The sequence below is a fragment of the Frankia torreyi genome (genome assembly GCF_000948395.1).
In the GTDB taxonomy this organism is placed as follows: Bacteria; Actinomycetota; Actinomycetes; order Frankiales; family Frankiaceae; genus Frankia; species Frankia torreyi.
In genome coordinates, this window is the sequence record NZ_JYFN01000013.1 from 93,077 (window position 1) to 115,765 (window position 22,689).

Below are 22,689 nucleotides of genomic sequence, written 5' to 3' on the forward strand. Positions count from 1 at the left end.
ACATCCCGACATGTGCGCTGCGACGGTTGCGGCCACGCGCAAGGGGGAAAACGTTGTCCTCAGTGCCCTGGCCGACGAACTCGGTTCCATCTCGGTCATCCTGGAATGGGCCATCAGGGCGGAGTATCCGCTCGATGCCGATGTCAGCGTTCTCCTGCTGGGGGATGATGGCAAGGTTCGTTCCAACGACGATCTGATTTTTTACAATCAGCCGTCGGGGGCGGGTGGTGCGGTCAGGCTGCGGGGCAAGACCCGGACCCCGGAAGGTCCTTCGGTGGCGTACTCCGACATTGTCGACGTCGACATGGACGACGTGCCCGACAGCGTCGAGCGGGTACTGCTTGCGGCGAGCCTCGACGGCGCCGAGGGGTCCATTCAGGAACTCGACTATCTCCGACTTCGTATGCTGCGTGGCTCGGACGCGGTAGAGCTGCTCAGTTTTACTGTCGCGGCTGCCCATCGGGAGACCGCCTTCGTTCTCGGCGAGATCTACCGCCGCGCCGGGCAGTGGAAGTTCCGCGCGGTGGGACAGGGCTATGACACCGGGCTCGGTACCCTCGTCACGGAATACGGCGTCGAGGTCGACACCGAGGACGAGGCGAGCGACGGTGGCGTGGCCGAGGGCGGCGAACCGGGCGCGGGCCGCACGGATCCGGCCCCGGTGGACCCTCCAGTCGTCGAGCCGCGAGAGATCGCCGGCGTGTCGGGTCCGGTCGACTCGGGTGCCGCCGCGGCGCGGGAGACGCGGGCTGGAGGACGTCGCGCCCACACGGTGACGACGCGTAAGCGACTGCCCGCTCGTCGACTGTCGGCCTCCAAGGGACGGCGGGCCCTCGAGGCGGGTTCGGAGGACCGGTGGCAGCCCGCCCGGCTCTTTCCGGTGGCGGGCATCGGGGGGGCTGCGGAGCAGGAACGGCGCGCGACCTCCGCGTTGCTTGCCGTGATCGGCTCGGTCCGGGAGTTCGGACGCTCGATGACGACGCGGTTCGGTGCGCCCGCCGGTCAGATAACGACGTTCATCGAGGTGCCCTTCAATCGGGATGACAAGCCCTACATTCCGGATGGACTGATCAGAGTCACGAGAGGCCAGCGGAGCTGGACGGCGCTGGTCGAGGTCAAGACCGGAGCCGGCGAACTCACCGCGGATCAGGTCGGCGCGTATCTCGACATCGCCCGGGACCAGCAGTTCGACGCGGTGATCACCATCTCGAACCTGATTACGACCGCGGATGAGAGGCATCCGGTCGGCATCGATGGGCGCAGGACCAGAAAGGTGGCGGTGCACCACCTCTCATGGGCCGACATCCGATTCCGCTGTCAGCTTCTCCTTGAAAACGACCTGGTGGCGGATCGCACCCAGGAGTATGTTCTGGGGGAATTCTTCCGCTATCTGGACCACGCCCGCTCCGGCGCGCAGACGTTTGAGGACATGGGATCTTCGTGGGTGCCGGTGCGGGACAGTGTGGCGGCGGGCACGCTGCTGCCGACCGATCGGGGTCTGCCGTCGGTCGCGGAACGCTTCGATCAACTTGTCCACTTCCTGTGTCTGCACCTCGGCGGGTTGCTCGGCGTCGAGGTGCTTCCGCAGGCGGGCCGTCGCGCCGACGCCGCGGTGCGGCGGCAGGCGCTGGCTGACGAGCTGTGCCGGCAAGGAACGCTCTCCGCCGCGCTGCGGATTCCCGGAACGGTCGGTCCGCTGGCGGTCAGCGCGGACCTGCGGGCCGGTCGGCTCGTCTGGGCGGTGAACATCGACGCACCACGGCAGGGTCGCCCGACGACACGGATCAGGTGGATTCTGCGACAGCTCGGCGATGCGAATGGAAACCTGCGCATCGAGTCCTTCGAACAGGGCTCGCGGGAGGCGGCCCGCGCCGAGCTGCTCGCCCTCGTCCGCCAGAAGCCGGAGATCATGATTTCCGACTCCGGGCGCGAGATACGTGCTTTCCGCATTTCCCTGAGCGCTCCGCTCGGGACAAAACGCGGGGTCGGGAAGGGAACGTTCGTCACGTCCGTGACGGAGACGTTGGAGAAGTTCTACGAGGAGGTCGTGCAGAATCTTCGCGAGTGGAACGGCCAGGTGGGCGGAGGTTCCCCGGCGGACGAGGCCTGACCGGCAGGGCCCGCGACACGTCCGGATGTGTGCTGCGATGCGGTCCCGGTCAGCGGCGGACGGTCCAGCGGCGGGGGTTGGTCGTCGTCGGGATGTGGCGGCAGGTCAGGCCGGTGGTGATGGTGGCCTGCAGTTCGGCGCCGAGGTCCGGATCGGCGGCGGTGATCGCGTCCAGGGCGCGCCTGACCGTCTTGCGCACGGCGGTGCGAGCGCGTTCGGCCGAGGTGCGGAACGCCCGGCTGCGCCCGCCGAGGCCGGCGACGGTGCGCAGGTGGTCGGTCAGGGCATCCCAGTCGGCCTGGAGTGTGCGGGCTCGGTCGGTGTCGCCGTCGGCCTCGGCGTCCTGACGTTCCTCGTCGAGTTCGCGCAGCCGCCGCCGGTAGGCGTCCAGGGCCTGCCGGTCGACCACCTCGTGGTGGCCGGCGTCGAACGGCGCCGCGCCGCAGAGGGCCAGCGCCGTCACCCCCTCGCCGGGGCGTTCCAGCAGCACCGCGAGATGGTGCAGCCCCTGCAGGTCGGCCAGGAACAGTCGCCGGCCGTCGGCGGCCAGCGTCCACCCGTCGCCCTGGCGTGTCAGCGTCCCCGTGCGACCGGTGCGCCCCGCCTCGGCCGTGGGGATCGACGACCCGGCGGTCGTCTCGGCGGCCTCGGCCTCGGCCTCGGCGTCGGCGGGCTTGGCGTCGGCGGGCTTGGCGTCGGCGGGCTTGGCGTCGGCGTCGGCGGAGGCGTCGGCCGCGCGTAGCAGGGCGGCCCACTGGGCGGCGCGGACCGGCAGGTCCATCGCCTCCGCCTCGGCGTGGGCAGCGGCCAGGAGCGTACGTGCCCGCGGGCGGTCCCCGGAGCCGGCCCGGGCGGTGAGGGCGGCGGCGAGGTCGACGCGGGACAGAGCGGTGCCCGGACGGTTGCCGAACCGCCGGTTCGCGGCCACGGCGCGTTCGTGGTGGCGCACGGCCCCGTCGGCGTCGCCGAGTGCCAGGGCGATCAGACCGAGGGCCCGCTCGGTGGAGCCGAAGCAGGTGACGGCGAGCGACGGCATGACCGGCAGGTCGGCGAACGGTTCCACGAGCCCGCGGACCTGCTCCGCGATCGCCCGCTCGCCGAGCAGGCCGGCGGCCTCGGCGACGGCGACCATCCCGGTCAGCCAACTGCTGGACGTGGGCAGGGCGGCCAGCCCACCGTCGCCGGCTACGAGCCGGTGCAGCGCGGCGCGGGCCTCGTCGAGTCGGCCGGCGCGGGCCGCCATCATCGCGGCGCCGGCGGCGAAGGCGAAGTCGCCCGCGGCCAGCGTCGGGGAGGCGGCCGCCTCGGCCGCGAGATCGAGCAGCTCCCCGTCGCGGCCCTGCATCCAGCGGATGCTGGCGAGCTGCGCGCCGTAGAACGCCTCGGCGTCCGCGTCCCCGACGGCGAGGCCGAGCTCCAGGCAGGTGCCGGCCGCGGCCTCGGCCTGCGCCAGCCGGCCCGCGCGCACCAGCCGCATGACGTCCATCGCCGCGACGATGTAGAGGACGCTCTGGCAGGCCAGGGCGTCGGCCCGCGCCCGCAGCTCGGCGAGCGACCGCTCGGCCCGCGCGTCGCCGAGGTGGAACAGGTCCACCGTCCGCCACAGCAGTCCCAGCAGCGCCAGCATGCCGTCCCCGGTGCTCGCGGCGACCGTGAGCAGCTCCTGCGCGAGGGCCAGCTTCACCGGGTTGTGCTCGGGTCCGAGCATCGCGTGATGGGTCAGCGACAGCGCCTCCGCCAGGGCCGGGGCGTCGCCCGTCGCCCGGATCGCCGCCAGCTCCGCCAGCGCCCGCGCGGGCGTCGCGCCGTCGTAGACCGACTCGGCGGCGAGCCGGACCGCCAGCCGCCCCCGCAGCGACACCACCTGCCGCAGAGACGAGTCACTCACCGCCCCCGAACCCGTCGCCGCGCCGTCCACCGCTGTCCCACTGGTCACCGCTGTCCCACTGGTCACCGCTGTCCCACTGGTCACCGCTGCTCCGCCGTGCGCCGTCACGGTCGCGCAGCGGGCTGACGCGCCGGCTGCGGGGACGGCCGCGGCCAGGGCGTCGAGGGCGCTGCGTTGCAGGGCCAGCACGCGTCGACGGTCAATGGGATCGCGGTGCTCGTTGAGCCAGACGCCGCCCAGGCCCAGCGCCGCGCGGGCCAGCAGGATCGGGTCGTCGGATCCGTCGAGGGCCTCGGCCGCGCGGGCGAAGGCGTCGCGGGCGGCGGACAGCCGACCGCAGGCGAGGATCGCCTCGGCCCGCTCGACCAGCAGCGCGGCCCGCCCCGCTACGGCCGGCCACGGATCGGACACGGCGACGGCGGCGTCGAGCAACGCCGCGGCCTGCTGATAGTCGGAGCCGCGGCGCATGGATCGGGCCGCCGCCCGGCAGGCGCCCACGGCGCGCTGCGCGTCCTCGCCGGAGCGGGCGGCCGCCCGCAACGCGTGATGGGCACGCAGCGCCAGCCGGTCCGCCCGGTCCGACGCGCCGATCAGAGCCGCGGCGGTGGCATGGGCGTCCAGGCGCTCCCGTGGTCGCAGCGTCGCGGCAGCGGCGCCGAGGATGACGTCGTGCCCGAACCGGAAGCGGTCGGTGCCCGCCGGCTCGACGAGCCCGATCCGCCGCGCGTCGGCGAGGGCGTCAAGGACGGCGGGGACGGGCCGATCGGCCAGCGCGGCGACGTCGTGGATGGCCACGATCCGGCCGAGCACGGCGGCCAGGGCCAGCGTTCGGCGGCTGTCCGCGCCGAGCCGGCCGATACTGTCCGCCACCGCCTGCTCCACGCCGGCGAGGCCCGACTGCGGGGAGCCGTGCGTGACGACCCGGCTGACGTACAGCGGATTGCCGCCGGTGATGGCGAGTACCGTCCGGGCCAGGTCCTGTCCCGCGCGGTGCCCCCCGCCGCCTGCACCGGTGGTACGGGCGGGGTCGCCGGCACCCACCCGGTGGCCGGCACTGATCGGGTCGCCGGCACTGATCGGGTCGCCGGCACTGATCAGGTCGAGGGAGCCGACCGGAGGGGCGTCGGCCGCCCGTAGGTCGTGCAGGCCGTGCGCGGCGAGGTAGTCCTCCGCGTCGGGGAGGGTGAACCGGCGCAGGGCGAGGACCGTCGCCTCGCGCTCCACGTCGGCGGCGAGCCGGGCCAGCGCCGGGTCGCCCTGGTCGTCGGGGCGGCGCGTGAGCACCAGCAGCAGCGGAACCCGGTCCAGCGCCCGGGCGAGGAAACGGGTCAGCAGCAAGGCGTCGGCGTCGGCAGCGTGCACATCGTCCAGCACGATCATGGTGGGCCGGCCGGCCAGTCGCCGCGCCACCAGATCGGCGACCGCCTGGAACCGGGTGAACCGCTCCGGGGCGGCCGCCTCGCCGCCGAGTCCCTCGGCCAGCGAATGGCCGCCCGGCGTGCCGCTCACCGCCGCCAGCACCGCAGGCCAGGGCCACAGGGGCGGCGCGCCACCGTAGGGCCAGCAGCGTCCCCACTCGACCCGCAGACCGGCCTGCTCGGCCTGCTCGGCGGCCCGTTCGCACAGGTACGTCTTGCCGATCCCCGCCTCGCCGGAGACGACGACGACCTGACGCCGCCCCGCCGCCGCCCGCGCCGCGAGCCGGGCCAGCAGCGCCAACTCCTCCCGGCGTCCGACGAACACCCCCGCGGCGCCCGGCTCCCGGGCCGGGTTCTCGTCGGCGGGACGCGCGACCGGGCGGAGCAACACGGGTTGGGGCGGCACCGGCTGGGGCAGCACCGGCTGGGACAGCGCGGGGTGGGACAGCACGACGGCGGCGCCCAGGCGGTCCAGTGCCAACGTCGCCCTCTCCCCACCATGCCCCTGCGCAGCACGCCGACGCGGCCGAACGCGGCCACTCCCGCCGATCCTAGGAACGCCCGGGCGCCCGTGGATCGCCCTGTCGTCAGCGCGACGCGCCGGCGGCGGCACACCCGTGGCACATCCGCGGCACGCCCAGACGGACGACGGCCGAGGTCGGAACCGGTCGGCGACGGCCGTCAGGCGCGGCCTCGGCCGGACGAGCATCAGGACGAGAAACAGGAGGGCTGTTGTGGCGAATCATCGGGTGGCGATCGTGGGCACGTTTGTCGAGCCGATCGGCATGGTCCGGTCGGCGGTGGGCGGCGCGATCGGGGGTGCCGTGGGCGCGGCCGTGGCCGCGAGCGGCTCCGCGGACGGCGCGATGCTGGCCCGAGGCCAGATCGGCTACCTCGGAGTGTTCCCCGGCGAGGTCATCCTGTTTGCCGCCAAGCGGGGCGCCTTCCGGCCGAAGCCCACCGAAACGATGATCGCGGCGGCGCCGCGACCCGCAGTGCGACTCGCCCAGCTCAACAAGGCAAAGGTGGCCGGCGTGTTCGAGATTCACCTTCACGACGGGACGGCATGGCGTTTCGAGGTGCCCCGAGTGCATCTCGGTGGCGCGCAGAAGGTCGCCGCCATGCTTTCCCAGAACACCTACTGAGTGGAGCCGTTCCGACACGTCGGTTCGCGATCGACGGTGACCAGCTTTCGCTGGCGGCGGGTCTCAAGCCGCGGCGGGTCTCAAGCCACGGCGCGACACCGTGTCCGCCGGCGGGAGCGTCGGGCATGATCGGACGGTGGGCGGGAGATGGCGCGGGCGGCTGCGGCGCGCCACCGACGTCGGGATCGTGCTCCTGATCGGCCTGTTCCTGGTCGCGGTGGTGCTGGACGAGCACGACCGCACCCGTGAGCCGCTGTTGATCGTCCTTGGCCTGCCGCTCGGGGTCGGCCAGTCGCTCGCGCTGTACTGGCGCCGTACCCGGCCCGGAGCCACGCTCGCCGCCGCGCTGGTCGGCGGCCTCATCATCCAGATCCTCGTCCCCTCGGTCGTGATCCCGATCGCGGCCCTGATCGCCATCAGCTCGTTCGCCGCCGCCCGACCGCCACTGCGATCCCTGCCCGCGCTGACAGCGCTGCTCGGCGTGTGCGCGGTCGACTTCGCTTCCGCCAGCCGCGAGGACACGTACTTCACGATCGTCCTGGCCATCGCCGCCTGGGCCATCGGAGAGATCGCCCGTAATCGCCGGGCCGCCATCGAGGGGGAGGCCCGGCGGGCGGTCGCCGAGGAGCGGGCCCGCATCGCCCGGGAGATCCACGATGTCGTCGCGCACAGCGTGTCGGTGATCATCGTGCAGGCAGCGGCCGCCGACGACGTCTTCGACACCCGTCCCGACCAGGCCCGCCGCGCCCTGCGCTCGATCGAGACCACCGGGCGGGATGCGCTGGCGGAGCTACGCCGCCTGCTCGCCGTCGTCCGTCCCGGCGGCGACGAGGTGGGCCCGGTGCGCCCGCAGCCCGGCCTGGCCCGGGTGGACGAGCTGGGTGAGCCGCTGCGCGCCGCCGGGCTGCAGGTCGCGATTCGCGTGATCGGCGCGGCACGCCCGCTGCCCGCCGGGGTGGACGTCTCGTCCTACCGCATCGTCGGCGAGGCGCTGACCAACACCCTGCGCCACGCACGCGCGTCCCACGTCGAGGTCACTCTCGCCTACACCGCGGCCACCCTCGACCTGGAGATCGTCGACGACGGCGTCGGCACGCCGGGCACGGGGTTCTCCGGCGGAGGCGCGCCGACCCCGTGGCCCACCACAGGTGCCGCAACCGGTGCGGCCATCAGCACCGGTGCGGCCATCGGCACCGGTGCTGGTTCCGAAGGCGGCCCTGAACCGGTCGTCCGCGCCGGCCGGCGCGCCGCGACGATCACGACGGCGCCGGCGCCGACAGGCAGGGGCGGCGGGCACGGCATCATCGGCATGCGGGAACGCGCGGCCATGCTCGGCGGAAGCCTGGAGGTCGGCCCGCGTGACGGCGGCGGATTCCGGGTCCGGGCGAGCCTTCCGCTGCCGACCGAACTCGGCGGGAGACCGGTATGACGACCGAGGCGACCCCGGCGATTCGGGTGCTGCTGGCCGATGACCAGGCGCTTGTCCGAGGCGGGTTCCGCATGATCCTCGATGCGCGGCCCGGTATCGAGGTGGTTGGTGAGGCCGGCGACGGGGCCGAGGCGGTCGAGCTCGTCGGCGGGAGCACACCCGATGTCGTGCTCATGGACGTGCGGATGCCGACGATGGACGGCGTCGAGGCGACCCGGCGCATCGCCGCCTCGGGCAGCGCGGCGCGGGTCATCATCCTGACCACGTATGACCTCGACGAGTACGTCTTCGCGGCGCTGCGGGCGGGCGCCAGCGGGTTCATGCTCAAGGACGTGCGGCCCGCCGAGCTCGTCGACGCCGTCCGCGTCGTCGCCCGTGGGGACGCGCTGCTCGCGCCCACGGTGACGCGGCGGCTGCTCGACCGCTTCGCGCAGACGCTGCCGTCCGTCGCCGATGCCCCGTCTCCCGACGGTCCGGCCGGGCGCCGCCGCGCCGGCGCCGGCTCCCTCGACCGCCCGGTCCGTGCGGTCTCCCCGCCCGAAGTCGGCGGGGAAGCCGGGCGGGGCGCCCGGATCCGGATCGGGCTGGAGGAACTGACCGAGCGGGAGGCGGTGGTGCTCCGGCTCGTCGCGCTCGCCCTGTCGAACGCCGAGATCGCCGCCGAGCTCGTGCTCACCGAGGCGACCGTCAAGACGCATGTGTCGGCCGTGCTGCGCAAGCTCGGCCTGCGCGACCGCGTACAGGCCGTCGTCTTCGCCTACGACCACGGGCTGGTGCGCCCCCGGCCGAACTGACCCGCCGTGGGCGACCGGCCGTGGGCGACCTCGCCCGAGCGGCCCGGCGCCTCGGGGCATCCGACCGGCGGACTGCGACTGTAGTAGGAGGCAGGTCCATACCTGCGGCGGATGTGCCCGGACCACCGTGGATCTAGCTTCCCGAGCATGGACGAACCCGACGACCCCGCCGCCCACGAGCCGGTGCCAGCCGTCTTGCCCGTGCCTGCCGTGCCGCCCGTGCGTTCCGTGCCGCCCGTGCCTGCCGGTTCAGGATCGGTCGACCCGCCTGCGACTGCCAACGGTCCGCGGCCGGGCGGCCTCGGTTGGTTCGGTCGCCCGGCCGATTGGGCGCGTTGGCGGCTTGCCAGGGTCGCCTCGGCCGTCGTGGTCGGGCTGCTCGTCGCCGCCGTCAACATTCTGCCCAGGCTGGCCGGCGACCTGCCGCACGTCGGCCTGCCCGCGATCGACCTGCCAGATATCGAGCCGCCCGACTGGGTCCGCGGAACCTTCGACGCGCTCCGGCCGGTGCGGATCGCCCTGCTCGGGCTGTTCGTGCTCGCCGCCGCGTTCGGTGAGTACAGCCGGCACCGCAGGTCGGCGGACCGTTCCGCCGGCCGGCACTCGCCTGCGCCCCGCGGCCCGTCGGCTCCGAACGCGTCCCCCGGACCGGCGCTGCCTGCCCCGTCCGCCCCGCCGTCGGGTTCTCCCACGCTGCCGGGTTCTCCCACGCTGCCGGCGTCGGGTTCTCCCGCGCCGGACGGCGACGACCCGTGGGACGGGAACGCCGAGCGGTGATCCAGGTACGCGAGCTGACGAAGGTGCACGGCGACACGGTCGCGGTGGACCGGTTGACCTTCGACGTGACGCCTGGCGTCGTGACCGGGTTCCTCGGCCCGAACGGCTCCGGCAAGTCAACCACCTTGCGCCTGATAGTCGGCCTTGACCGGCCCACCAGCGGCCGGGCGACGATCGGAGGCCGCGCGTTGCGCGATCTCGCCGCGCCGATGCACGAGGTCGGGGTGCTCCTCGACGCGAGGGCCGCGCCGGCCGGCCTGCGGGCCCGCCAGCACCTGGCCTGGCTCGCCCGGGCTGGCGGCGTGCCCGCCCGGAGGGTCGACGAGGTGCTCGCCGAGGTCGGCCTTGCCGACCTCGGCAGGCGCCGTGTCGGCGGGTTCTCGCTCGGCATGCTCCAACGGCTCGGCATCGCCGCCGCGCTTCTCGGCGACCCGGCGGTGCTGATCCTGGACGAGCCGGTGAACGGCCTCGACCTCGACGGCGTCCGCTGGGTCCGCGGGCTGCTGCGGCGCTGCGCCGCCGAGGGGCGCACCGTGGTCGTCTCCAGCCATCTGCTCAGCGAGATGGACCAGACCGCCGACGAGGTCCTGGTCCTCGGCCGCGGCCGCCTGCTCGCCCATGGCAGCGTCACCGAGATCACCCGGGCGGGTGCCGGCACCCACATCCGGGTGGCATCGCCGCGTGCCCCCGAGCTCGCGGCGGCGCTGCGGGCAGCCGGTGCCTCGGTGACCCCGGCACCGGACGCCGACGGCGCGCTACTGGTCACCGGCATGACGGCGCCGGCCATCGGCGATCTCGCCGCCGGCCGCGGGTTCGCCCTGCACGAGCTGACCGAGCGGCGGGCAACGCTGGAGGACGCCTTCATCGAGCTCACCGACGACACCGTCGAGTACCAAGCCGTCGACCGGCGAGTTGTCAACCACCAGGGGACCGGTCACCGGGAGGTCGGCCGCCGGGGGGAGAAACCATGAGCCGGGCCCCCGCCGCCCCGCCGCGGTGGACGGCCACGGTCGCCGGGGAATGGCTTAAGCTGCGCGCGATGCGCGGGACCCTGGTGATCGCCTGTCTCGGCCCGATCCTCGGGACGGCGCTGTGCGTGCTGCTCGCCGTCGCGGTCGGCCTCGAGTCGGACGGCTGGTCCGAGCAGGACCGCGCCGAGTTCGACCCCGTCCTGTTCCCGTTGGTCTCGGGGATTGTCAGTGGCGTCCTGCTCGTCGTTCTCGGGGTGCGGGCCGGCGCCTGCGAGTACCGGGCGGGGCTGGTGCGACTGACCCTCACGGTGACGCCGCGCCGTGGTCGGGTGTTGCTGGCCAAGATCGTCGTGATCGCGGTGGCGAGCTGGGTGGGCTTCACGGCCGTCACCGCGCTGGCGGCGCTCGCGGCGCAGCCGGTGTTTCACGCCTACGGCCTGCCGTACGTGACCAACGCCGACCTCGCCGCCGGCAGCGAGGTGCGCACGCTCGCCGCGGCCATCGGGCTGGCCCCGGTCTTTCCGTTGATCGGGCTGGCCCTGGCAGTCCTCACCCGCAGCGCGGCCGGGGCCCTCACCTCGGTGCTCGCCTTGCTGTTCGCCCCCGCGATCGCAGGCGGGCTGCTTCCGGCCTGGTGGGCGGCACACGTGCTCAGCTATCTGCCGGGCCCGGCGAGCGACAGCCTCTCCCTGACCGGGTCGGACGACGCCGGCTTTCTGTCGCCCGGTGTCGCCGTGCCCGTGGTCGCGGCGTGGCTGGCCTTGTTTCTCGGTGCCGCCTGTCGCTGCCTGCAACGCCGCGACGCCTGACCCTGCGGGGCCGGCGATCGCGGCCACGGTGGTGGTGCGCGGCGAGGCCGCGGGCCACCGCCCGGCCGAGCAGGAACAGCACGAACAGCATGCCGGCGGCCGGCAGCGCCAGGATGACGGCGGCTGCGGCGTCGGCGACGGCGGTCAGCACCTGCCCGTCACCGAGTGCCGAACCCGCCGGCGCGAGCTGCGCCCAGACGGCACGCGCGGTGCGGGGCACGACGAACGGCACCGACACGAGGAGCAGCACCAGGTTGACCAGAATCGCGGGCGCGGCCAGCAGCGCCCAGGCGGTCACCACCAGCCGAGCGCGCCGGGTCAGGCCGGTCAACCGCGCACCGCCGCCCGGTCCGGCAGACCCCGCGCCGCCGGCCTGCCCGGCACCGCTGGCACCGCCCGCCGGGGTGGCGCTGCCGCCGGCCGGCTCTCCGGGGGACGGCGGCCGGCGCCGGGCGGGCCGGGCGGAGCGCAGCGCCGGGATCATCCGGCTGAACAGGTCGGGGACGCCGGCGAGGTCGCCCATGATGTAGTAGCCGTCCAGTCGGACGAACGGCGCGAGCTGGCGGGCGGCGTCGAGGTGGGCGAGCACGATCGCGGTCACCAGGACCTCGGCGTGGCTGACCGCGAGCGCGCCGCACAGCATCAGCGCGTACAGCCCGTTGAAGTAGATGCCGCCGAGGTCGGTGCGCAGGCGGCCACGCCGGGAGAGCCGGTAGGAGTCCGTGACGTCGGTGAAGAACGCCGGCCACACCAGGTACATGCCGAAGCCGATCACCCCGGGCCGGGCGCCGCCGTAGCGGCAGGCGGCGGCGTGCCCACACTCGTGGACCAGGGCGCCGGCCAGGGTCAGCCCGACGACGGCCAGCATCAGCGTCGGGGTGGCCAGCACCGTGGCCGCGCTGTCGGCGACGCTGTGCCGGCGCAGCATCCAGCCGTCCGCCGCCACCAGCAGGGTGAGCAGTCCGGCGACGACCGGCGGCCGGAACAGCACGGCGAGGACCCCGCCCAACCGGGTCACCACCGGCGCGGGCAGCAGGGTCCGCCGTCCGGCGAGGGTGAACATCGCCGCCGCCCGGGGCGTCGGGGTGGCACCGGCCGCGGCGGCGATGAGGCCCAGCGGCATCAGCCGGTCGGCGATCAGGTAGCGGACGTCGGCCCCGCTGACCGTTCGCCCGTCGCGCGCGGCCACCCGGCCGGCGATCGCCTCGATGTCGCGGGTGCCGTCGGCCGCCGCCAGGATGTGTGCGAGCAGCTCGGTGAGCGCGACGACCTGGCCGTCGCCGCGGCGGGCGAGCTGGACCGGTCGGTCCAGGCCGGAGCCGGCGAACTCGCCGAGCAGGGCCAGGCCGTCCGCCCGGCACGGTCGGGCGGGCACCGTGCCGGGCGTGGACAGCGGGCGGATCTCGGTCATTCTCGGCCGTCCGTCGTCGCAGGTTGGTCAGGATTTGTCGAACTGGAAGATGATGTTGATGCTGGGTACCAGCGAGATGAGGATCGGCAGGATCCCGCCGAGGATCTGTGGTTCGCCGTGCGCGTCGATGTGGGCCATGTTCGACCAGGGCGAGTTGACCGGGAAAAAGGTGGGATCGAATTCCCGGCGGCCGATCTCCACGGCCGCCAGAGTCAGTCTTTCGGGTAGCAGCTCCGCCTTCTCCAGGATGAACTCCGGGTGTTCCACGCCGAGCCCATCAGGTGAATTATAGCGCATTCTTCCCCCGTCGTGATCCAGTCTTTATGACTGCTCGGACGGGTGGCACGCTAGCCGCACGAGAACCTGGCGGCGGGGATTTCAGCCGGGCGTGTCACGCGGTCATCTGCGTACGGTTTAATTGCACTGTGGCCGGCACGCGCGTCGGTGGACAGTGTCACCACTGGTTGACCTGGCTCCAACTGTTGACGATGGACTCGACGACCGATCCGCTGCTGTAGGCGATTTGGGGTTCGCTGTGGTTCTCGATGTAGGAGTTGTTGCTGCCCGGCGAATTGACCGGGTAGTTGCTCGGATCGAACTCGTTGCGGTTGATCTCGACGGCGGCGAGGGTGAGGCGGTCGGGTAGCAGCTCCGCCTGTTCCCGGGCCAGGTCGGCGGCGTTCAGTCCGCTGCCGGTGCTCATCATCTGGCTCCGTTCGGATCGCTCGGGTGCGCGACGCGCGCGCGGATCGATGCACCGGCCGGCTCCGGACCGCGCCGGGCGAAAAGGTCGGCCGAATACAGAGGTCGATATCCGCCTCGGCCGATCGGCACCTCTGAACTGTAGGAGTGATCATTACCTTCCGCAACCTGGCGATGTCGCCCGGTCACGGGTCGGCATCGGTGCCCGGGCGGGCCCCGCGGCGGGAGGCCGGGCGCCCCCCGGCCGCCGCCGCGGGGCCGGGGGCGGTGTCCGGCCGGTCGGACATCAGCATGGAGGCCATGAGTTCCCCCGCCGACGCTCACGACCAGCACCGACACCCTGGCGCTGCCGGCCGTTCCCGTTCCCGCGCCCGCATCCGCAACGAGCGGGTCGTCTTCACCCGGATGAGCTCCCCCCAGGACCGCGCGGCGGACCTGATCACGGCGTTCGCCGGATCGCTGCCCTTCGTGTACCTGCACGCCGTCTGGTTCACCGGCTGGATCCTGCTCAACGAGGGCGTGTTCGGTGACGGCGCGGTGTTCGACCGCTACCCGTTCGGCCTCCTCACGATGATCGTCAGCTTGGAGGCGATCTTCCTGTCGACGTTCGTCATGGTCAGCCAGAACCGGGAGGCCACCCGGCAGAACCTGCGCGCCGATCTGGACTTCGAGACCAACCTGCGCGCCGAGATCTGGTCCGTGCACATCGGCCGCGCCCTCGGCCTGGACCCCGCCGAGATCGAACGGCACGTCCAGGAGACCCTCGCGCACGCTCGCACCGAGCTCAGCACCGGTCACCCCGAGCCGACGGACGCCGGCCATCTCTGAGCCGACGTCCGGCCGCCGCCCACCGTCGCCGATCTGCCAGGCGGCGACCACGCCGGCGATGCGGCCGGCGGTGCGGCCGGTTGGCCGGGCGTTTCAGCGGTCGGCGTCGCGGCCGTCCAGCGGGCCCGGCGCGGGACCGGAGATCTCCTCGAGGCGGGCGGCGTGCTCCTCGGGCAGGGCAAGGTCGAATCCGGCGAGATTCTGTTCGTACTGTGCGAAGGTGCGCGGTCCGATGATGACCGATGTGACGCCGGGACGGGCGGCGGCCCAGGCGAGCGCCACCGCCGCGGGCGTCGTGTCGAGCTCGGCGGCGACCACGGCCACCGCCTCGGCGATGCCCAGCCCGCGCTCGGTGACGATCCCATCGGCGAAACGCCGGGCGGCCGGGGCGCCCCACGCGCGCAGGCGGGCGACGCGGGTGTCGGCGTCCGGATCTGCGCCGCGGCGATAGCGCCCGGCGAGGATCCCGCCGGCCAGGGGACTGTAGATCAGGGTGCCCACGCCGTGGCGGGCGCAGACGGGCAGGACCTCGGCCTCGATGCCGCGCGCGACGAGGGAGTACTGCGGCTGAAGGCTCACGAACGCCGTTCCGTGAATGCGTTCGGCCGCCCACTGCGCCTCGACGATCCGGCTGGCGCTGTAGTTCGAGCAGCCGAGGTAGCGCACCTTGCCGGCGCGGACGAATCCGTCCAGGGTCGCCATCGTCTCCTCGATGGGCGTCTCGTCGTCCGGCTGGTGCACCTGGTACAGGTCGACGTAGTCGGTGCCGAGCCGGCTCAGGCTCGCGTCCAGGGCGCGGGTCAGGTGCACCCGGGACGAGCCGCGGCCGTTCGGGCCGGGGCCGGCGGGCATGTGTCCCTTGGTGGCGAGGACGACCTCGTCACGGCGGGCGGCGATGGCGCGTCCGACGATCTGCTCCGACTGCCCGCCGCTGTAGATGTCGGCGGTGTCGATGAAATTGTGCCCGGCGTCCAGGAAGGCATTGATGATCCGGGTGGCCTCGGTCTCGTCGCAGGACGCGAGGCCGACCGCGCCGAAGTTCATCGCGCCGAGGCACGCCTGGGAGACCTTGAGGCCGGACCGGCCCATCGTCCGGTAGTCCACGTCGATCCTGCTTTCAGTCGTCGCCCGTCGGGAAGGCTCGGTGCCTGCCGGGGTCGGTCGGTTTCCCCGGGGCAGTTCGGCCGGTGGTGCCCGCCACCTCCGCACCGGATGCCCTTCGGGCCGCGTCCTCGTGACGGGAGGCTCGGTGGTCGTCGCCTGCGTAGCCGTCGTTGGTCGAATAGTCGTCGTCACTTGCGTAGCCGTCGTCGCTTGCGTAGTCGTCGTCACTTGCGTAGCCGTCGTCGCTTGCGTAGCCGTCGTCGCTTGCGTAGCCGTCGTCGCTTGCGTAGCCGTCGTCGCTTGTGTGGCCGTCGCCGGTCTCGGTCGGGTAGGCGGTGAGGTCGCCGGTGTCGGGCCCGCCGGCGGTCTGCGCCCCGGGCGTGGCCGGGGTCGCGCGCAGGCCGGTCAGGGCGAATGCGACCAGACAGAGGGTTCCGGCCGCGGCGAGCGCGAACCACGGCGACCAGCCGCCCGGGGGGTTCCACTGCGACCGGCCGAGGAACCAGACGGGTCCGCCCGTGCCGACGGCGTAACGGCGGGCGTTCGCCCACAGCCCGACGAGGTGGACCGCGGCGACCGCCAGCGGCACCGCGACCTGGATCAGCCGGCGGACCGCCCCCGGCAGCCGGGCCGCCTGCCGGGTGACGATCTCCCCGGCGGCGAGCGGCAGCAACACCGCGAGGGGCAGCAGGTAACGCCCATACACCGGGAAGCGGGTCTGGCGCAGCACCACGACGTCGAGGCCGACGGCCACCACCGCGGCGCCGACGAGCACGGCCACGAACCCCAGCCGGGCCCGCCACGGACCGGTGGCCAGCGCCACCAGGGCGAGGACGACGACGGCGAGCCACCAGATCCGGTACGCGTACGTGGGCATCGGCAGGCTCGCCCAGCCGAACACGCCGACCCACTGCCGCACCCAGGCGTCGGCGTCGTGGGGCAGGCGATGCAGCCCCTCGACGACCAGCGCCCGGCGGATCCCCGGATGCGGCTGCACGGCCCGTTCCCACAGCGCCGTCGCCACGACGCCGCCGGCAGCCAGCCCCAGCCAGAGCACCGGCCACGCCCGCCGCCACCGGGTCGCGCTCCGCCACCGGTCCGCGCTCCGCCACCGGTCCGCGCTCCGCCACCGGCCCGCGCGCCGCTGGGCGAGCACCAGGCCGACGAGCGGGGCGAGCAGCACCCAGGCGGGTCCGGTGGGTCGCGACAGCGCCAGCAGTGCGCCGACGACGCCCACCGCCGGCCAGGCCCAGCGGGGCGGACCCGTCGCGCGGCCCATCCGCAGCACCAGCGCGAACAGCGCGGTGCAGGCCGCGATCTCGATGCCGTTGGTGCCGAGCACGGAGCCCATGAACAGCACCATGGGCGACGCGGCCAGCAGCACCCCGGCGACCGAGAGCGGGCCGGCCGGCCCGCTCCACGCCGCGGCGACCGCGACGGCGAGCAGCCCGGCCACGAGGGCGGCGGTGACCGCCCGCCCGGTGTAGAGCGCGCCGAGCGCCGTGTCGGTGTGCGCCATCGCCGCGCCCGGGACGGCGTAGACATACGGCTCGTAGGTCCCGACATAGCTCAGGGCTCGCGTCGCCGGTGGGCGGGGGTGCGGCCGGTCCAGGCAGCTCACCGACAGCCAGTTGCGGAACAGGTTGCAGGGGAAACCGGCCCGGCCCGGGTCGAGCCCGGCCGGCAGTCGGAAGACCCGGCTGTTGCGGTTGATCCAGTCGATGCGCTCCGGGGCCCCGGGCTGCGCCCCGAACGCCGGATGCGCGAGCCGCCCGGGCGTGCCCGACCACTGGCCGGTGCCGGCGCCGACCTCCTTGACGAAGTTCGCCGGCTCGTCCGGCCCGAAGCCCGGCGCGTTGCTGCCGACCCACGCCGCGAGCAGCAGGCCGAACCCCGCCACGAGCAGGAGCCGGGCGAGCCGGCCACGACGATGCATGCGCGACGTCCCCCGCCCGCGCCCCGGCGGGCGCGCAGACTGCCGTCCGGGGCGAAATTCTCACCCATGTCACGACAAGTATGGGCGACAGCGACGGATCGGTCGCCAGGTGGGGACCCGGACCCGCCCATTTCGGGCGGCGCGAACCCGCCGAGGGCGGCGACTTCTATAGCCTTCTGTCATATATGTCCCATACGTTCCTACTTGGGAAATATATACCTGATGTCCTATGACGGCGGTCCGCCCGATCCCTGGGACAGCGCCGGGCGTTGCTGTCCAATGGTTACGCGCGACTGGGTGGACCATCACAGAAAGAAACTCGTCCGCCGTCCGGATCGTTGGGTTCAGTGCAAACCCCGTCACCATCCGCGGTAGACCAGGTGGGCGTCGTGCACCGCTGACTGCTGGTAGTGACCAGAACGAGAACCATCGGCTACGACGCCACCCTCGGGCCGCCCGTTTGGGTGACCCCCTTCATTGCGCCGATCCTCGAGGAGTTTGGACATGACCCCACCGGTCACCCCGCCGTCGCCGTCGCGGCACAGCCACTCGCCGCCGGTCGAGGCGAGCCGGAAGACCCCGCCGCGCGGCTCGCGCCGGTCGCGGCGGGAGGCGGCCCGCCGGGAGGGGTGGCGTCCCGACCTGCAGGCCTCCCTCGTCGTCTTCGTCGTCGCCCTGCCGCTGTCGCTGGGCATCGCCGTCGCCTCCGGTGCCCCGGTCGCGGCCGGCCTGCTCGCCGCGGTGGTCGGCGGCATCGTCGCGGGGGCCCTCGGTGGCGCCCCGTTGCAGGTCAGTGGGCCCGCCGCGGGTCTGACCGTGATCGTCGCCGATCTCGTCAACACCTACGGGTGGCGGGTCACCTGCATGATCACCGCGGCCGCCGGCCTGCTGCAGATCCTGCTTGGCCTGTGCCGCGTCGCCCGGGCCTCCCTCGCCGTCTCACCCGCCATCGTCCACGGCATGCTCGGCGGCATCGGCCTCACCATCGTCCTCGGCCAGATCCACGTCGTGCTCGGCGGGAAGGCCGACAGTCACGCCCTGGAGAACATCCGGGCGATACCCGAGGCGATCATGAGCCCGCACGGCCCGGCGACCGTCGTCGGCCTGGTCACGATCGCGACGATCCTGCTCTGGCCGCGGCTGCCGCAGGCCGTCCCGGGTGCCCTCCGCCGCATCCCGGCCTACCTCGTCGCCGTCGTCGTGGGCACCGCGTTCGCCGCCGCCGTCGGCTTCGACGTCCCACGCGTCGAGCTGCCCGCCTCCCTGTTCGACTCGATAGCCCTGCCCGAGTTCCCCCACGGCGACTGGTCCGGCATCGCGCTGGGGATCTTCACCGTGGCGATCGTCGCCAGCGTGGAGTCGCTGCTGTCCGCCGTCGCCGTCGACCAGCTCGCGACCTCGAAGGGCTGGCGGGGGCCGCGGGCCGACCTGGACCGCGAGCTGCTGGGCCAGGGCACGGCCAACCTCGTCTCCGGCCTCATCGGCGGTCTGCCGATCACCGGCGTCATCGTGCGCAGCTCGACCAATGTCATCTCCGGCGGGCGCACCCGCGCCTCGGCGATCCTGCACGGCCTCTGGGTGCTGGCGTTCGCGCTGTTCCTCGGGTTCGCCGTGGAGTGGATTCCGCTGGCGGCCCTGGCCGGCCTGCTCGTCGTCGTCGGGCTGCGCCTGGTCGACGTGGCCCACCTGCGTCATGTCCGCCGGCACGGCGAGCTGCCCGTCTACCTGGTGACGCTGGTCGGCGTCGTCTCGCTGGACCTGCTGCAGGGTGTCGCGCTCGGGCTGGTCACCGCGCTGGGGCTGGTCCTGCGTCGGGTCCTGTGGTCGAGCGTCCGCCTGGTGCGCTCCGGTGAGCTGTGGCAGGTGGAGGTCGAGGGGACGCTGAGCTTCCTGTCGCTGCCGCGCCTGGCCCGCGTCCTCGGCCGGATCCCGCTCGGCGCACCCGTCTCGATCGAGCTCATCGTCGACTACCTCGACCACGCCGCCTTCGAGCACCTGCGCGGCTGGTGCGCCAACCACGAGGCGTCCGGCGGAGTGGTCAGCATCGACGAGATCGGCCAGGTCTGGTTCCGTCGGTCCGACCACACCGAACGGCGCCGTTCGGTGACGCCGAACCTGCCGCGCTGGTTCGCCCCCTGGTCGCAGTGGCAGGAGCTGGACGAGATCGACCACCAGGAGGCCGGGACGGCCGACCACGCGCCGTCCGCGGCGGTCCAGGTCGACCACGTCGGCACGATGCTCGTCGGCGTCAACGAGTTCCACCGCCGCGCCGCGCCGCTGCTGCGCGGCACCTTCGACGGCCTCGCCGAAGGACAGCAGCCCTCCGCGCTGTTCCTCACCTGCGCCGACTCGCGCATCGTCCCCAACATCATCACCAGCAGCGGGCCCGGCGACCTGTTCACCGTCCGCAACGTCGGCAACATCGTTCCGCGGCACGCGAGTCACCGTCCGCCGCTTGGCCGGCCCCTCGCCCGCGACCTGGGCCGACTCGCCTCAGCCAGCCCGACCGGCACCGGCGTCGGCATGGCCTCGGGCGTCGGCATGGCCGCCGGCGTGAGCATCGCGCCCGGGGTGGAACTGCCACCCGGTGCCGCCTCGGGGCTCCGCTTCGGCCTGCCGGTGTCCGGCGACCTGTCCGTCACGGCCGCGCTCGACTACGCCGTCGACGTGCTGCGGGTACCCGCGATCGTCGTCTGCGGCCACTCCGGCTGTGGCGCCATGAACGCGCTGCTGACCGGCGCGCTGCACGGTCAGCCGGAGTCGGCGCTCGCCGGCTGGCTGTCCCACGCCGCCGCGTCGCTGACCCGCACGCCCCCGGCGGGGACGGAGGACCTCGCGCCGGTCGAGCGCCTCGGCCGGGCCAACGTCGCGCAGCAGCTCGACAACCTGCGCGAGCATCCGGCCGTGCGCCGGGCCCTCGAGGACGGCACGCTCGAGCTCGTCGGCATGTACTTCGACATCGGCGCCGCACAGATCTCGGTCCTCGACGAGGAGACCGGACGCTTCGTCGACCCGGCGGATGCCCGGGCCAAGGCACCCGCCGACCAGGGCCCGGGTCGGCGCTGGGACACGCCGGCACGCGGAATGACAGCACTCGACGGCCAGGACACCGCCGCCGTCGAGCAGGCGTCACCGGCCGCGTCGGGCGCTCGCCGCGGGCGCAGGTCGGCTCCGACGGGATAGCCGGCGCTCAGGCGTCCACGTCCCCGCGGCCCGGGACCGCCGTCGGGGACGTGGACGCACGCCGCTCCGGTGTCGCCAGCTCCGGTGTCGCGAGCCCCGGTGACGGCAGGTCCGGCGGCGGCCCAGCCGCGGACAGGCGGTCAAGCATCGCCGGCACCTCGCTGGTGTGCAGGACGCCGAGGGACCGCGTCGCCCGGGTCAGCGCGACGTAGAGGTCGTGCGCGCCGCGCGGGGACTCGGCGAGGATCCGGTCCGGATCCACGACGAGCACCGTGTCGAACTCCAGCCCCTTGGCCTCCCGGATCCCGAGCACGACGACCGGCGCGGACAACCGGGCGCCGCCGCCGGTCTCGGCGTCCGGCACGGCCGCCCGCACCGCGGCGGTCAGCTCGGCGAGCCGCCCCGCCGGCACCAGCACGGCAAGCTGGCCGGCGGTCAGCCGGTCCAACTCGGCCAGGACCGTCCGGGCGAGTACCGGGCCGAGTTCACCCTCGCTGACCCGCAGCCGCCAGGGCTCGAGGCCGAGCGCGCGCACCGACCGCGGCGGCTGCTGCGGCGGTCGCAGCGTCGCGAGCACGTCGGCGGCCACCGCCATGATCTCCGCGGGAGTCCGGTAGTTCACCGTCAGCGACTCCTGCCGCGGACGTGGGCCCGACGCCGTGTAGGGGGCGAGGACCCGTTCCCACGACGTCGTGCCGGCCGGGTCGCCGGTCTGGGCAATGTCCCCGACGATCGTCATCGACCGGGTCGGGCAGCGGCGCATCACCATCCGCCACGCCATCTGCGACAGCTCCTGCGCCTCGTCGACGACGACGTGACCGAACGTCCACGTCCGGTCCGCCAGCGCCCGCTCGGCGATCGTCCGCAGGTCGGCGTCCTCGTGCCGGTCGGCGAGCCGGGACGCGTCGATCAGGTCGGTCGCCATCATGATCTCGGGGTCGTCCTCGACGTCGCGGGAGATGATGTCGAGCACGCCCTGGGCGTAGGCCACCCGGGCCAGCCGGTCGCGCAGCGCCGCGGCGCGGGCCGCGCGGTCGTCCTCACCGAGCAGCTCCGCCGCCTCGTCGAGCAGCGGGATGTCCGCCGCCGTCCAACCGCCGGCCGGTCGCGGCCCCTCGCCGGGGCCGGGCTCANCGCCGTCGCCGCTGACATCGCCGCTGACACTCTCGGTGCCGGTGCCGGTGCCGGTGCCGGCCGCGGGTCCGCCGTCCGCGCCGGGGTCAGCGCCGGTCGTGCCGTCCGCGCCGGGGCCCGTCGACGCCGCGGCGCCGGCGGTGGCGTCGCGCAGGTCGCGCAGCCAGGCGTCGTCCGGGTCGGTGCCGTCCTCGGCGAGCGGCCGGTGCAGCAGGCGGCGTTCGGCGGCGGTCAGCTCCGGCGCCGCGGACGCCAGCGTGCCGGGGTCCGCGTACAGCTCGGCGACGAGCTGCTCGGGGCTCAGCACCGGCCACAGCTCGTCCAGCGCCGCCCGCACGGCCGGATCGGCGCGCAGCTCCCGGCGCAACTGGGCCAGGTCCTCGTCGTCGAGCAGGCTGGTGCCGCCGAAGCCGGCCGGGGCCAGCAGGTCGAGCGCCTCCGGGTCCGCCTCCAGCACCTGCACGGTGATCGTCTCGGCGGCGTAGCCGTCGGCGACCTGGCGGGCCAGCGCCTCGATCACGGCCCGCACGAAGATGGTCCGGGCCTGGTTGTGCAGCTCACCGGATTCCCGGGCGAGCGCGCGGGCCCGGGCACAGGTGCTGCGCTCGAGCAGCAGCAGGCGTTCCTCGGTGTGGATCTCCAGCGTCTGCCCGCGGGGCAGCCGCTGTCGGTCGCGGACGGCCGCGGCGAGGACGTCGGCCAGCACCGCCCGGCCCTTGAGCTCGGCCAGCGCCGGCTCCTCCGGCCGGTCGGCCCGCGCTCCCGGGTAGAGCGCCTCGACCGTCGCACTGACCACGCTGGTCTCGCCCAGCGACGGCAGCACGTTCTCGATGTAGCGCAGGAACGTCGGGTGCGGCCCGACGACCAGCACGCCGCTGCGGGCGAGCCGGTCGCGGTGGGTGTAGAGCAGGTAGGCGGCGCGGTGCAGGGCGACCGCGGTCTTGCCGGTCCCCGGCCCGCCCTGCACGACGAGGATCCCGCGGTGGTCCGAGCGGATGATCCGGTCCTGCTCGGCCTGGATGGTCTCGACGATGTCGCTCATCCGGCCGG

15 protein-coding genes are annotated in these 22,689 nt (G+C 73.9%); 8 read left to right on the top strand and 7 right to left on the bottom strand.

Annotation, left to right across the window (positions count from 1 at the left end):
* The first annotated feature begins 10 nt into the window (after positions 1-10).
* A complete protein-coding gene (locus FF36_RS10675) occupies positions 11-2,110 on the top strand; it encodes a TerD family protein (RefSeq protein ID WP_044884849.1) in 2,100 nt (699 codons plus the stop codon).
* 49 nt (positions 2,111-2,159) lie between these two features.
* Here the strand turns inward: FF36_RS10675 and FF36_RS39920 are convergent, their stop codons facing one another.
* On the bottom strand, positions 2,160-5,897 hold the full coding sequence (locus FF36_RS39920; RefSeq protein WP_052681042.1) for an AAA family ATPase: 3,738 nt from the start codon (positions 5,895-5,897) through the stop codon (positions 2,160-2,162).
* Between the two features lie 253 nt (positions 5,898-6,150).
* Between FF36_RS39920 and FF36_RS10685 the strand changes: the two genes are divergently transcribed.
* The 5 genes from FF36_RS10685 to FF36_RS10705 all read left to right on the top strand — a co-directional run bounded on the left by FF36_RS10685 (position 6,151) and on the right by FF36_RS10705 (position 10,532).
* Positions 6,151-6,561 (top strand): hypothetical protein, encoded by a 411-nt coding sequence (locus FF36_RS10685; protein ID WP_044884850.1) that lies wholly within the window; start codon positions 6,151-6,153, stop codon positions 6,559-6,561.
* Between the two features lie 136 nt (positions 6,562-6,697).
* Positions 6,698-7,990, top strand: coding sequence for a sensor histidine kinase (locus FF36_RS10690; RefSeq protein ID WP_044884851.1), 1,293 nt, complete (start codon positions 6,698-6,700; stop codon positions 7,988-7,990).
* The gene (locus FF36_RS10695) at positions 7,987-8,784 is read left to right on the top strand and encodes a response regulator (RefSeq protein WP_044884852.1); all 798 of its coding nucleotides are present in this window, start codon (positions 7,987-7,989) and stop codon (positions 8,782-8,784) included. Before FF36_RS10690 ends, FF36_RS10695 begins: the two co-directional genes overlap by 4 nt.
* A 366-nt stretch (positions 8,785-9,150) precedes the next feature.
* Complete coding sequence (locus FF36_RS10700) at positions 9,151-9,561, top strand: hypothetical protein (protein ID WP_128423528.1); 411 nt, start codon at positions 9,151-9,153, stop codon at positions 9,559-9,561.
* A complete protein-coding gene (locus FF36_RS10705) occupies positions 9,558-10,532 on the top strand; it encodes an ABC transporter ATP-binding protein (RefSeq protein WP_044884910.1) in 975 nt (324 codons plus the stop codon). Before FF36_RS10700 ends, FF36_RS10705 begins: the two co-directional genes overlap by 4 nt.
* Before the next feature lie 651 nt (positions 10,533-11,183).
* Here the strand turns inward: FF36_RS10705 and FF36_RS10715 are convergent.
* The 3 genes from FF36_RS10715 to FF36_RS10725 form a co-directional block, all read right to left on the bottom strand.
* Entirely contained in the window at positions 11,184-12,752 is a 1,569-nt protein-coding gene (locus FF36_RS10715) for a hypothetical protein (RefSeq protein WP_044884854.1), read from the bottom strand.
* 27 nt (positions 12,753-12,779) lie between these two features.
* On the bottom strand, positions 12,780-13,049 hold the full coding sequence (locus FF36_RS10720; RefSeq protein ID WP_044884855.1) for a hypothetical protein: 270 nt from the start codon (positions 13,047-13,049) through the stop codon (positions 12,780-12,782).
* 157 nt (positions 13,050-13,206) lie between these two features.
* A complete protein-coding gene (locus FF36_RS10725; RefSeq protein WP_044884912.1) occupies positions 13,207-13,455 on the bottom strand; it encodes a hypothetical protein in 249 nt (82 codons plus the stop codon).
* 299 nt (positions 13,456-13,754) lie between these two features.
* On the opposite strand from FF36_RS10725, the gene FF36_RS10730 reads away from it, so the two are divergent.
* Positions 13,755-14,282: a DUF1003 domain-containing protein gene (locus FF36_RS10730; RefSeq protein ID WP_199865367.1), complete on the top strand. Its 528-nt coding sequence runs from the start codon at positions 13,755-13,757 to the stop codon at positions 14,280-14,282.
* A 93-nt stretch (positions 14,283-14,375) separates the two neighbouring features.
* Here FF36_RS10730 and FF36_RS10735 read toward each other — a convergent pair whose 3' ends face one another.
* Together FF36_RS10735 and FF36_RS10740 are read right to left on the bottom strand one after the other, a co-directional pair.
* Positions 14,376-15,386 (bottom strand): aldo/keto reductase, encoded by a 1,011-nt coding sequence (locus FF36_RS10735; protein ID WP_044884856.1) that lies wholly within the window; start codon positions 15,384-15,386, stop codon positions 14,376-14,378.
* A 13-nt stretch (positions 15,387-15,399) separates the two neighbouring features.
* The gene (locus FF36_RS10740; protein ID WP_044884857.1) at positions 15,400-17,322 is read right to left on the bottom strand and encodes a DUF2142 domain-containing protein; all 1,923 of its coding nucleotides are present in this window, start codon (positions 17,320-17,322) and stop codon (positions 15,400-15,402) included.
* Positions 17,323-17,826: 504 nt separating this feature from the next.
* Between FF36_RS10740 and FF36_RS10745 the strand changes: the two genes are divergently transcribed.
* Positions 17,827-20,505 (top strand): SulP family inorganic anion transporter, encoded by a 2,679-nt coding sequence (locus FF36_RS10745; protein ID WP_052681043.1) that lies wholly within the window; start codon positions 17,827-17,829, stop codon positions 20,503-20,505.
* Between the two features lie 7 nt (positions 20,506-20,512).
* On the opposite strand, the gene FF36_RS37665 is transcribed toward FF36_RS10745, so the two are convergent.
* Entirely contained in the window at positions 20,513-21,433 is a 921-nt protein-coding gene (locus FF36_RS37665; RefSeq protein WP_339325603.1) for an ATP-binding domain-containing protein, read from the bottom strand.
* Positions 21,434-22,689: the final 1,256 nt, after the last annotated feature.